This window comes from Bordetella genomosp. 10, assembly GCF_002261225.1.
Taxonomy (GTDB): domain Bacteria; phylum Pseudomonadota; class Gammaproteobacteria; order Burkholderiales; family Burkholderiaceae_B; genus Bordetella_C.
The window spans coordinates 81,664-93,703 of the sequence record NZ_NEVM01000002.1 but is presented as its reverse complement, the minus strand read 5'-3'; the positions used below and the strand labels follow the sequence as shown (position 1 = coordinate 93,703).

At 69.3% G+C, this 12,040-nt stretch carries 11 protein-coding genes; 5 read left to right on the top strand and 6 right to left on the bottom strand.

The window, feature by feature from the left end; all coding sequences use genetic code 11:
- Positions 1-9: 9 nt before the first annotated feature.
- Positions 10-1,800, bottom strand: coding sequence for a DUF342 domain-containing protein (locus CAL29_RS09905; protein ID WP_179283971.1), 1,791 nt, complete (start codon positions 1,798-1,800; stop codon positions 10-12).
- A 215-nt stretch (positions 1,801-2,015) separates the two neighbouring features.
- On the opposite strand from CAL29_RS09905, the gene CAL29_RS09900 reads away from it, so the two are divergent.
- From CAL29_RS09900 to CAL29_RS09890, 3 genes are all read left to right on the top strand, one after another.
- The gene (locus tag CAL29_RS09900; protein ID WP_094852894.1) at positions 2,016-2,786 is read left to right on the top strand and encodes an SDR family oxidoreductase; all 771 of its coding nucleotides are present in this window, start codon (positions 2,016-2,018) and stop codon (positions 2,784-2,786) included.
- A 197-nt stretch (positions 2,787-2,983) separates the two neighbouring features.
- A complete protein-coding gene (argA, locus tag CAL29_RS09895; protein ID WP_094852893.1) occupies positions 2,984-4,339 on the top strand; it encodes an amino-acid N-acetyltransferase in 1,356 nt (451 codons plus the stop codon).
- A gap of 112 nt (positions 4,340-4,451) precedes the next feature.
- Positions 4,452-4,724 (top strand): oxidative damage protection protein, encoded by a 273-nt coding sequence (locus tag CAL29_RS09890; RefSeq protein WP_094852892.1) that lies wholly within the window; start codon positions 4,452-4,454, stop codon positions 4,722-4,724.
- 2 nt (positions 4,725-4,726) lie between these two features.
- On the opposite strand, the gene CAL29_RS09885 is transcribed toward CAL29_RS09890, so the two are convergent.
- Positions 4,727-5,530, bottom strand: coding sequence for a helix-turn-helix transcriptional regulator (locus CAL29_RS09885; RefSeq protein WP_094852891.1), 804 nt, complete (start codon positions 5,528-5,530; stop codon positions 4,727-4,729).
- 165 nt (positions 5,531-5,695) lie between these two features.
- On the opposite strand from CAL29_RS09885, the gene CAL29_RS09880 reads away from it, so the two are divergent.
- Positions 5,696-7,189 carry an MFS transporter gene (locus tag CAL29_RS09880; RefSeq protein ID WP_256977324.1) on the top strand — a complete coding sequence of 498 codons (1,494 nt, stop codon included), beginning with the start codon at positions 5,696-5,698 and terminating at the stop codon, positions 7,187-7,189.
- A 15-nt stretch (positions 7,190-7,204) separates the two neighbouring features.
- Here CAL29_RS09880 and phoU read toward each other — a convergent pair whose 3' ends face one another.
- The 3 genes from phoU to CAL29_RS09865 form a co-directional block, all read right to left on the bottom strand.
- Positions 7,205-7,948, bottom strand: a complete 744-nt coding sequence (phoU, locus tag CAL29_RS09875) for a phosphate signaling complex protein PhoU (protein WP_094852889.1) — start codon at positions 7,946-7,948, stop codon at positions 7,205-7,207.
- Positions 7,949-8,116: 168 nt separating this feature from the next.
- Positions 8,117-8,794: a ribose-5-phosphate isomerase RpiA gene (rpiA, locus tag CAL29_RS09870; RefSeq protein ID WP_094852888.1), complete on the bottom strand. Its 678-nt coding sequence runs from the start codon at positions 8,792-8,794 to the stop codon at positions 8,117-8,119.
- Between the two features lie 150 nt (positions 8,795-8,944).
- On the bottom strand, positions 8,945-10,300 hold the full coding sequence (locus CAL29_RS09865) for a DNA recombination protein RmuC (RefSeq protein WP_256977323.1): 1,356 nt from the start codon (positions 10,298-10,300) through the stop codon (positions 8,945-8,947).
- Between the two features lie 290 nt (positions 10,301-10,590).
- On the opposite strand from CAL29_RS09865, the gene CAL29_RS09860 reads away from it, so the two are divergent.
- Positions 10,591-11,274 (top strand): PhoP regulatory network YrbL family protein, encoded by a 684-nt coding sequence (locus tag CAL29_RS09860; protein WP_256977322.1) that lies wholly within the window; start codon positions 10,591-10,593, stop codon positions 11,272-11,274.
- Positions 11,275-11,326: 52 nt separating this feature from the next.
- Here CAL29_RS09860 and CAL29_RS09855 read toward each other — a convergent pair whose 3' ends face one another.
- Positions 11,327-12,016, bottom strand: a complete 690-nt coding sequence (locus CAL29_RS09855) for a DNA-3-methyladenine glycosylase (protein ID WP_094853996.1) — start codon at positions 12,014-12,016, stop codon at positions 11,327-11,329.
- Positions 12,017-12,040: the final 24 nt, after the last annotated feature.

Genomic DNA, 12,040 nt, shown 5'->3' with positions numbered 1-12,040 from the left:
GCCGCCCGCTCAACGCATGGTGAACTTGCCGTCGCTCAGCGTGGCCTTGCCGCCGCCCCGGTCCTCGATGACTTCCTCGCGGCGATTGCCGATCTGCAGGTCGACGCCGCCATAGATCCGCTTGCCGACCTCGATGGCCGCGCCCTCGGTGGCGTCTTTCTCGGCGGCCAGTTCCTCTTCCTTGGCGGCCACCGCCGCCAGGTCGCGCGTCAGCTTGGCATGGGTCTGCAAGGCCCGCGCGCCGATGCCGTTGGCGCCTTTCTCCGGATGCTTGCGCAGGAAGACCAGCAGTTGCTCCAGCTTGTCCTTTTCCTCGGTCAGGCGCGCGCGCGTGCGCGCCAGGGCCAGCTTCTGCGTCTGCGCGTGCGGGTTCACGCCCACCTGCACCAGGGTCTTGACGCCGGCCATGGTGCCCAGCGTCACGGCGCGCACCAGGCGCAGCGCGCGCACCTGGCCGCCGTTGATGCTGCCCTGGCTGGCGCCCTTGCCTCCCACCGTGACGCTGTCGCCGGCCGCCACGTCGCTCTGGCGGATTTCGCTTTCCACCACCACGTCCTTGCCGGCGCTGATGGTGGCGTTGCCGATGAAGCGCGCCTGCACGGAGCCCCTGGCGACGACGTGCGCGCCGCGCGCGGCGGGCTCTCCGCCCAGCCCGGCGCCCTCGGCCGCGCCCAGGATGCCGCCCTTGACCACCACGTTGCCGCCGGCGTCGATCTGCGCCGCCTCGACGGTGCCGCTGACCACGACGTCGCCGGTCACCTTGACCTGCATGCCGGTGGTGATGTCGCCGTTGACCTGCAGCGTGCCGTCGAAATCGATGTTGCCCGAGGACAGGTCGACCGCCTCGACCTGGACCACCGGATTCACCGACATGCCATGGCCGCTGGCCGGCACCGACGGCGCGCCGGCGATGGTGGCCACCAGCACCTCGGGGTCGTCCGCGGCGCGCGCGACGCCCGTCAGCTCGGGGTCGTAGGGAATATCTTCCGGCTCGGGGGCCGGCGCCACCTGGCCCAGGACGTTGATGCCGTCCTTGCCGCGCCGGCCGGGAATACGGCGCATCAGGCGCATGCCCGGCTTGACCAGCAGCAGGTTGCCCAGGGTGCGGTAGTCCACCAGCGCGCGGTCGTCGACCTGGGCGTGCTGCGGATGGGTGTCCAGCAGGGACTCGAAGACGGTGGGCTCGCCGTCGGCGGGGGGAATGCCCTCGGCGATCACGATGTCTTCGCAGGAACCCGCCTCGACGGCCTGCAGCAGCAAGTCCTCCTTCACGCCGAACGCCACCTTGTGCTCGGCCAGCACCGCGCGCACGTCGGCCAGCCCGACGTGACGGCCGCCGCGCGGCGGCCGCAGCGTCAGCAGGACCTGCATGTGGTCGGCCTCGAAGGCCAGGTCGAAGCTGCCGTCGTAGACCTCGCCGACGATTTCCTCGACCACGTCGGGGTCGTCATCGGGCAGGCCGGCCGCGGCATCCGCCTCGGCGCCGACCTCGGCCGGCGCGTTCGCCAGCTCCACCACGGCGCCCAGGCGCGACGCCGCCGATTCGATGGCGGCCAGTTCCGTCACCAGGGCCGCGCCTTCGTCGGCGCCGTGCGAGGCCGTCGCCAGGGCGCCGGCGTAGCGCGCGGCGGCCTCGCAACAGCGATCGACGAAACGGGCCACGGCCGCGGGATCCAGGGCGTCGGCGGTCCACCCCCGCGTCGCCACCACCGTCTCCAGCATTTCGGCGCTGGGCGGCTCGGCATCCAGGCCGGCGCGAAAACCCGCGCGCAACGCGTGCGTCTCCGGGTCGAGGGTCAACCAGTAGCGCTGCTCCACAATGAGAACGTCCCCAATATTTGATCGATAGCCGATCGAGCCTGCCGGAAGCCGGGCGCGGTTTGCCGGCATTCCCAGCCGCCGCGGCATAGAATGCGAGTTGGCCCGCAAGGGCAATTATTTCAAAATATTAATATCATTTTCCGCGTTTTCCACCACGCGATACAAAATTTTTCTAACGTTAAGGGAACATCTCCATGGATCTGGGACTGCAAGGAAAAACCGCCCTGGTGTGCGCCTCCAGCAAGGGGCTGGGCCGCGCGTGCGCGCTGTCGCTGGCGCGCGAAGGCGTGCACGTGGTGATGTCGGCGCGCGGCGCCGAGGCCCTGGAGCAGGCGGCCGCCGCCATCCGCGCCGAGACCGGCGCCCAGGTGACCACCGTGACGGCCGACGTCGCCACCGCCGAGGGACGCGCCCGCCTGCTGGCCGCCTGCCCCCGGCCGGACATCCTCGTCAACAATGCCGGCGGCCCCAAGCCGGGCGATTTCCGCGACTGGAGCCGGGACGACTGGATCGCCGCGCTCGACGCCAACATGCTCGCGCCCATCGAACTGATCCGCGCCACCGTGGACGGCATGATCGAGCGCCGCTTCGGCCGCATCGTCAACATCACCTCGGCGGCGGTGAAGATGCCCATCGAGACGCTGGGCCTGTCCAACGGCGCCCGCAGCGGCCTGACCGGCTTCGTCGCCGGCCTGGCGCGCCAGGTGGTGGCGCACAACGTGACCATCAACAACCTGCTGCCCGGCCCCTTCGCGACCGATCGCCTGCTCAGCACCGCCAAGGCCACGGCCGGCCAGTCGGCGGAGCAGGCGCTGGAGGCGCGCCGGCAGCGCAATCCGGCCAAGCGCTTCGGCGACCCGGCGGAGTTCGGCGACGCCTGCGCCTTCCTGTGCGGCGCGCGGGCCGGCTACATCACCGGGCAGAACCTGGTGATGGACGGCGGGGCGTATCCCGGCACCCTGTAGGCGCCGGACGGGCGGCGGGAAATTCCGTGGACGCGCGCGCGAATCGGGCGCGAGCCGGCGAACGCGCGCGCGGATGTCCCGGATGCAATCCTGGATACGAACTTCCGCGAAATGACCTCGGGACCTCGTCCGGGTATTCCCTGCTGGTCCTATAATTTCGAGTTCCCTTTTTCCTCTCCAGGAAGTCTCGCCGCATCATGCCCGACCAGGACCAAGACACCGTCTCCGCGCTGGAAGCCCCGGGCTTCGCGCCCGCCCAGTTCGTCCGCTGGTTTCGTGAAGTCGCCCCCTATGTGCACGCGTTCCGAGGCAAGACCTTCGTCGTCGCCTTCGGCGGCGAACTGGTGCAGGCGGGCGCGCTGAACACGCTGGTGCAGGACCTTTCCCTGCTGTCGTCGCTGGGCATCCGCCTGGTGCTGGTGCACGGCTCGCGGCCGCAGGTCAACGAACAGTTGCGCCTGAAGGGCTACACGCATCAATTCGACCGCGGCCTGTCGCCCACCGACGCGGCCTCGCTCGAATGCGCCAAGGAAGCGGCCGGCGAGATACGCCTGGACATCGAGGCGGCCTTCAGCCAGGGCCTGCCCAACACGCCGATGTCGCATGCCCGCATCCGCGTGATCTCCGGCAATTTCGTCACCGCCCGCCCTTCCGGCGTCATCGACGGCGTGGACTACAAGCACACCGGCCTGGTCCGCAAGATCGACGTCGACGCCATGCGCCAGGCCATGGAGCAGGGTTCGGTCATCCTGCTCTCGCCGCTGGGATTCTCGCCCACCGGCGACGCCTTCAACCTGGCGATGGAAGACATGGCGACCAGCGTGGCCGTGGCGCTGCGCGCCGAGAAGCTGATCTTCCTGTCGGTGACCGACGGCGTGCGCGACGACGACGGCAACGTGGACACGGAACTGGCGCGCGTCGACGCCGACGCCCTGCTGGCCAAGGGCGAGCTGGACGAGGACACGTCGACCTTCCTGCAATACAGCTCGCTGGCGGTCAAGCGCGGCGTGGCGCGCGCCCACATCGTGCCCTACGCGCTGGACGGCGGCGTGCTGCTGGAGATCTTCACCCACGACGGCGTGGGCACCATGGTCGTCGAGGACACGCTGGACGACCTGCGGCCGGCCACGCTGGACGACGTCGGCGCCATCCTCAGCCTGATCGAACCGCTGGAGGCCGACGGCACGCTGGTGCCGCGCGGACGCGGCGTGGTCGAGCGCGACGTCGAGAACTTCACCGTGCTGGAGCACGACGGCGTCATCTACGGCTGCGCGGCGCTGCACCCCTTCCCGGACGAGCAGATGGCGGAAATGGCCTGCCTGATCGTGCATCCGGAATGGCAGGGTTCGGGCGAAGGGGAAATCCTGCTGCGCCATATGGAGTCGCGCGCCCGCGCCATCGGCGCCAAGCGGCTGTTCGTGCTGACCACGCGCACCTCGCACTGGTTCCTCAAGCGCGGCTTCGTCACCGGCGGCATCGCCGACCTGCCGCGCGAGAAGCAGCACAACTACAACCGTTCGCGCAACAGCCTGATTTTCATCAAGCGGCTGTAGGCATCATCGGGCGGCGGACGGGCGCAAGCCCCGCCGCGCGGGGCGGTTTCTCCCCGGGCGCAATGCCGCCTCGGTTAAAATCGTCCCCTTCCCTTTTTCAGGCATTACCGTCATGGCCCGTACCGTTAATTGCGTCAAACTCAAGCGTGAAGCCGAAGGGCTGGACTTTCCTCCCTACCCCGGCGAGCTGGGCACGCGCATCTGGCAAAGCATCTCCAAGGAAGCGTGGGAAGAGTGGAAAGGCGTCCAGACCCGCCTGGTCAACGAAAACCGCCTGAACCTGGCCGACGCGCGCGCCCGCAAATACCTGCAACAGCAGATGGAGCGCTTCCTGTTCGAAGACGGCGCCGTCGAAGCGCAAGGCTTCGTGCCGCCCTCGGCCTGAGGCTATTCCGGGGCAGCGCCGTCGCGCTGGCGCGCATAGACCACCAGCCGCAGTCCCCGCTCCCCGTCGATCGTCAACGAGGTGTGCTCGAACGGCTCGGCCCGGCCGTCGATCACCAGTCTTCTCATGCCGGTGCACGGGGCGTGAACCTCGTGCTTGCGCCACTCCGCCTTGAATTCCGGCGAAACCTTCTCCAGTTCGGCCACCAGTTCGTGGATATCGGACTCCCGCGGCGCGCGCGCGAAATCCCGGCGGAAGCTGGACAGCATCAGCGGCGCCTGCGCTTCCCAGGCATCGACGCGCTCGCGCAGGACCGGATCGGTGAATAGCAGCCACAGCAGGTTGCGCCGGCCCGGCGGCTGCGCGCCGAAGCCGAACAGCCGATCGGCCGGCGCATTGAAGGCCAGCACGTCCCAGCGCAGGTTGAGCACGTAGGCCAGGTGCGGGGCCAGGTCGTGCATCAGGCGCAGCACCAGCGGCGGCGCCACGCACCAGGTCTTGCCCGGCTCGGCCGGGAGGCGTTCGTGGGCCAGCAGGAACAGGTGCCGGCGCTCGGCCGCGTCCAGTTTCAGGACGCGCGCCAGGTTATCCAGGAAAGCGGCCGATACGCCGATCTCGCGCCCTTGCTCCAGCCACGTGTACCAGGTCACGCCGACGCCCGCCAGCGCGGCGACTTCCTCGCGCCGCAAGCCCGGCGTGCGCCGCCGTCCGCCGCTGGGCAGGCCCGCGTCCGCGGGCGACAGCCGTTCGCGGCGTGCCCGCAGGAAGTCGGCCAGTTCCTGCCGGGTGCGTTCCAGGGTGCGCATCGTCTATCCGATTGCTTTGAGTAACAGCATAAACAGTTAAATTGTAATGGCTTAAGAAGCGGCCGAGAATGCGCGCGTTATTCCTTTCGGCAACACCAGATGCGCGCGAATACGACGTCCCCTTCTCTTCCGACCTCGCCCGGCCCTGCGGGTGGCCTCAATCCCGTGACTGCCCCTGACGCAGCTTCGGCCGAAGCCGGGACGGGCGCCGATGCCGACGTCTGCGCCAATGCCAACGCCGGCGCCAATACCGCCGCCCCTTGGCGTGGCTTGGCTGTCCTTCTGCTGGCGGGTTTCGTGACGATCTTCGACCTGTTCGTGGTCAACGTCGCCATCCCCGGCATGCAAGCCGGGCTGGGGGCCAGCTTCGCGCAGGTCGGCTTCATCGTGGTCGGCTATGAACTGGCCTTCGGCGTATTGCTGATCACGGGCGGACGGCTGGGCGACCTGTTCGGGCGCCGCCGCCTGTTCGCCGCCGGCATGGCCGGTTTCACGGCCGCCTCCGCGCTGTGCGGCCTGGCGCCCGGCGTGGGCTTCCTGATCGGCGCGCGGGTGCTGCAAGGACTGGCGGCCGCCTTGCTGTTTCCGCAGGTCTACGCCTCCATCCGCGTCAACTTCGCCGGCGACGACAGCCGCCGCGCCTTCGGCCTGCTCGGCATGACGCTGGGCCTGGCCGCCATCGCCGGCCAGGTCTTGGGCGGCTGGCTGGTGCACGCCGACCTGTTCGGACTGGGCTGGCGCAACATCTTCCTCATCAACGTCCCCATCGGCCTGTTCGCCATCGCCGCCGCGCGCTGCATCCCGGAATCGCGCGCGCCGCGCCGGGCGGCGCTGGATTGGGGGGGCGTGGCCCTGGCCAGCGCCGGGCTGGCATGCCTGCTGGTGCCCTTGATCGCAGGGCCGGGCCAGGGCTGGCCGGCCTGGAGCCTGGCGATGCCGTGCGCGGCGGCGGCGTTGCTGGCGGGGTTCTGGCGGCAACAGGAAGGGCGCAGGATGGCGGGACGGCTGCCGCTGGTGGACATGCGCCTGCTCGCGCAACGCCGTTTCGCGCTGGGCGCGACGCTGGTGCTGCTGGTCTACTCCACCTCCAGTTCCTTCTTCCTGTGCTTCGCCCTGCTGGCGCAGACGGGACTGGGGCTCGACCCCTTCGCGGCGGGCAGCATCTTCGCGCCGTGCAGCGTGGGCTTCGTGGCGGCATCGCTGGCGATGCCGCGGCTGGTGGCGCGTCGGGGAACGGCGGCCATCATCGTGGGCGCGGCGGTCTATGCAGTGTCGATCGGCGTGTTGATCGCGCAGGTGCACGCGGCGGGCGCGTCGCTGGCGCCGGCGCCGGCGCGGCTGATTCCCGTGCTGCTGGCGGTCGGCGTGGGCCAGGGCGCCATCATGACGCCGCTACTGAACCTGGTGCTGGGCTTCGTCGAGCAGGCCCAGGCCGGCATGGCGTCCGGGGTGATCTCGACCGTGCAGCAGGTCGGCGCGGCGCTGGGCGTGGCCGCGGTCGGCATCCTGTTCAGGGCGGCGCTGGCCGGCGGCGACGGCGCGGCGACGCAGGCCGGCCGCTACGCCTCGGCCTTCGTCGCGGGAATGCTTTACAACCTCGCGGCATCGCTGGCGGTGTGCGGGCTGTTGTGGGCGCTGGCGCGCAGGCAGCGCCCATGAGGAAACGCGGCGCGTTCAGGCTTGCGCGTCGGTCGCGTCCTGCGCCTTCGGGGTTTCCTCTTCGCCGCGCGCCTGGCGCTCGGTGTTCTTGGCGCCGGTGTGGCGCACGTCCGCGCCGCGCACCATGTAGATGACCCGTTCCGACATGTTCTTGGCGTGGTCGCCGATGCGCTCCAGCGCGCGCGCCACGAAGATCACGTCGATGGAGGGGGAAATGGTGCGCGGGTCCTCGATCATGTACGAGATCAACTGGCGCAGCGCGGCCTTCCATTCCTTGTCCACGCCCTTGTCGCTGCGCACCACCGCGGCGGCCTGCACGGCGTCCAGGCGGGCGAAGGCGTCGAGCGCCTGGCGCAGCATTTCGCGCACGGCGTCGGCCATGTGGCGCAGGTCCACGCTGGGCGTGTAGCGCACTTCGTCGTCATGGATGCGGCGGGCCACGGTGGCGATCTTCTCCGCTTCGTCGCCGCAACGCTCCATGTCCGTCAGCATCTTGGACACGGCCATCAACGTGCGCAGGTCGATGGCGGTGGGCTGGTGGCGCGCCAGGATCTGGCTGATGCGCTGGTCGATGTCGACTTCGTAGCGGTTGACTTCCTTCTCGCGCTCGCGAACCTTGTCGACGAGCAGCGTATCGCCGTTGGTCAACGCTTCGGCGGACTCCTGGATCATGACCTCGACGACCCCGCCCATCGCGAGGAATTGCGACCGGACAGCTTCCAGATCGGCGTCGAATTGTTTGTTTGTATGCTCGGTCATCCGGGCTCCCAGCGGTTTAAGGGCTTGATGTATGCGCCTCGCGCGCAGCCGGGCTGGCTGCCGTGTATCAGCGTCGCCCGGAAGGTTATGACTTGTTTATGACAGGATTATGAACCGATCGGGCCGCTCCCGCGCGCGGCCCGGTCGGCGCGGCCCCCGGGGGAACGATCAGGACCGGCTGAGGCGCCGGATGCCGTTCTGCGTGGCGAGCAGCGCCAGGTCCGCGCCGGGGCGCGAGAACAGGCCGCAGGTCACCACGCCGGGGATGTTGTTGATCTCCAGTTCCAGGGCCGGCGCGTCGGTAATGACCAGGCCGGACACGTCCAGGATGACGTTGCCGTTGTCGGTCGTGAAGCCCTGGCGCACGGCGGGGCGGCCGCCCAGCTTGGCCAGCGTGCGCGACACGGCGGCGACGGCCATCGGGATGACCTCCACCGGCAGCGGGAAGGCGCCGAGGCGTTCGACCAGCTTCGATTCGTCGGCGATGCAGACGAAACGGTCGGCCACCGAGGCGACGATTTTCTCGCGGGTCTGCGCGCCGCCGCCGCCCTTGATCATGTGCAGGCGGGCGTCGATCTCGTCGGCGCCGTCGACGTAGACGGGCATGCGGTCGATGTCGTTCAGGTCGAACACCGCCAGGCCGTGCCCCTGCAGGCGCTTGGCGCTGCGTTCGGAACTGGCGACTGCGCCGCGCACGCGGCCCTTGAAACGCGCCAGGCCGTCGATGAACAGGTCGGCGGTGGAACCGGTGCCGACGCCGATGACGACGTCGGGGCCGGCAAGCTGTTCGACGATTTCCAGGGCCGCGTCGGCGGCCTGCTGCTTCAATTCTTGCTGGGAAAGCATGGCGGGAGGCTCAAAAAAACGGAATAAAGGACGGCGGACGATCCGCGCCGGCGGACCGCGAGCCCGCAATTTAGCAGAATCGGGGGAACATCCGGCTGGCGCGGGCTGCGCGCGCGAAGAACACCCATTTGCGAAGAACACGCATGGACACTAGCCCTCCGCACCCTCCTCCGTCTCGCCGCGCTGCCCCAGCAGGCGCGCCGCCTGGTCCTCCGGCAGGGACTCCACCTGCTTCAGGCTACGCAACATGGCGCGCGTGCGCACTTCCGTCTGCCCTATCTTGTTCCCCGCCGTCTCCAGCGTCCGCTTGACCGCCGCCAGCGATTCGCCGAAACGGCCGAACTCCGTCTTCACCGCCCGCAGCACCTGCCACACCTCGGAAGAACGGCGCTCGATGGCGAGGGTGCGGAAGCCCATCTGCAGGCTGTTGAGCAAGGCGGCCAGGTTGCCGGGCCCGGCCACGTTGACCCGCAGGTCGTGCAGGCGGTCCAGCACGCCCGGGCGGCGCAGCACTTCGGCGTACAGGCCCTCGGTGGGCAGGAACATGATGGCGAAGTCGGTCGTGTGCGGCGGCGCGATGTACTTGTCGGCGATCAGGCGGGCCTGTATCTCCACCGCGCGCGCCAGCGCCGCGCCGGCGGCCCGCGCGGCCTCCGCGTCGGCCGCTTCCTCGGCCGCCATCAGGCGCTCGTATTCTTCCTTGGGAAACTTGGCGTCGATGGGCAGCCAGACCGGCTCGCCGCCCTCGCCCCGTCCCGGCAGGCGGATGGCGAATTCGACGATGGCGTCGCTGCCGGGCACGGGCTTGACGTTGCGGCCGTATTGCTCGGCCGTCATGGTGTCTTCCAGCAGCCGGGCCAACTGGACCTCGCCCCAGGTGCCGCGCGACTTGACGTTGGTCAGCACCCGCTTGAGGTCGCCCACGCCGGCGGCGAGGGATTGCATTTCCCCCAGCCCCTTGTGGACGGCCTCCAGACGGTCCGAGACCAGCTTGAACGATTCGCCCAGCCGCTGCTCCAGCGTGGCGTGCAGCTTGTCGTCCACCGTGCGGCGCATCTCCTCCAGCTTGGCGGCATTCTCGGCCTGCAAGGCGGCCAGCCGCTGCTCGACCGTCTGCCGCACTTCCAGCAGGCGGCGGTCGTTGAGGTCGACGAGGTTGCGCAGCTCCTGCCGCAACTGGCCCGCGAAGCGGTCCAGCGATTCCGCCGCCTCCACCCGCGCCGCCTGCGCGTCGCGCCCCAGGGCGCCGCGCAAGGCCTCGTGGCTATGGCCCAGCTCCTGGCGCAAGGCCCTGTCGGCCGCGCCGAATTCCTCGCGCAGCCCGCGCTGGTTGTCGGCCAGGTCGGCGCGCACGGTCTTTTCGATTCTCTCCAGGCCGGCGAGCAGGAGATCCAGCCGCTCGTCCGCGGCGGGCCGCCGGCGCCAGGCCAAACCCGCCAGCAGGGCCGCCAACAGCGCGGCGGCCAGGCTGAGCCAGACGACGATATCCAGGGGTAACTTGGGCAAAAGGCCTCCAAAATGGAACAATCGGAATAATTACAGCCATTTCGGCCGTAAATGCGGTCATATTGGTCTGATTATGTGGGAATAACGCCACAGAACTGTCAGATTTTCCTTCACCTGAGGCCGCATCGAGTTCAAACTACGGTCACCGTAGAATTTTCGTCACAAATAGGTGGCAGCACATTTTGCTTGTTGTGCCGACCCCCTTCGACCTTATGAGCATAGTCCCGCTGCCGCGGCATCGAAACGCCGCCCAGACCGCTCCTCTGCCAGCGCACGTTCCCGGCCATGGATTGCCTTTCGGCACCCTGCAGTTGGACGAGCTCGTCCCTATCGCCTCCGGCACGGAGCGCAGCGTCTACCAGCACCCGTATGAACCCAATCTGCTGGTCAAGGTGGTCAACCGCCGCGCGTTCGCGCAGACGATGAGCAAGCACCCCTGGCGCCGCCTGACCAAGACGCTGTTCCAGCGCGAAGGCGCCTACAGCGCCTACATCCACGAACTGGCCGAGTACGCGGCGGCGCATAACGCGGCCGCCGGCCGCTGGCAGATTCCGATGGCCCGCGTGGTGGGCCTGGCCGAGACCTCGCAGGGCCTGGGCGTGCTGGTGGAGAAGATTTCCGACGGCGCGGGCGGCCTGGCGCCGACGGTCGAGGACGTCGTCAAGCGCGACGGCTACCTGGCGCCGGAGCTGACGCGCCAACTGGCGTTCTTCTTCGACTCGCTGGCCGACCATCACATCATCCTCAACGACATTTCGGCGCGCAACATCGTCATGGGCCAGAACGCCCAGGGCGAGAGCGGGCTGTACCTGATCGACGGCTTCGGCTCCAAGCAGGCCGTGCCGATCTACGCGCTCAGCAAAAGCCTGAACCGCCGCCGCATCCAGCGCAAGGTCGAAGCCATGATCGAACGCCTGAAGGCCCGCGCCGCGCGCGCGCACCGGGCACGCATCGCCGGCACGATCTCCGAGTAGGGACCCCGGGTAGGGAAAGAGCGCGAAGCGCCGAGACACAGGCCGGACGGGGTCAGGTCGACATGGCCTGACCCCTGCAAGGCCTCCCGCCCCGCGTGACCCAGGCATAGTCCCTGTCCGCCACCTGTCCCCGCCGCAGCGGATTGCGCGTGCAGAACGGCGCATAGGCGGGATCCACGTAACGGTAATGCAGATGTTCGTCGCGGCCCGGCGGAATGCCCAGGCGCGTCGTGCGCAGCAGGCGCGCCGGCCGGGCGCCGACGTCGTCGACGAACAGGCGGCCCGGATCGAAGCCCTGGCCGTCCCACTCCGGCACCTTCAGGTCGAGGGCGCGGCACAGCAGGGTCTGGCCCGCGCACAGCCGCTGGGGCGGCCGCGCCGCGCCGCGCGCGTCCGGGTTCAGGGCCTGCATCCGCGCCAGGGCGTCCTCGCCGGAAACGTCGTCCAGCCACGGATGGCCCGACTTGATGAGCACCGCGTTGCCGGGGCCGGCCGCGCTGAAATTCAGCGAATCGCCGCCGCGCGCGTAGTACATGTAGATGACGCCGCCGTCCATGAACAGGGCGCGCCGCTTGTGCGTATAGCCCAGCGAGGCGTGGCTGCCCTTCTCTTCCAGGTAATAGGCCTCGGTCTCGATGATGCGCGCCGCCAGCCACAGCCCGCCGCTGCGCCGCCGCAGCACCATGCCTATCAGTTCGCGGGCGAGCTGGCCCGCGTCGCGGTTGAAGAAGGCGTCGGGCAGCGGCCGGCCGACGACCGCGTCGGA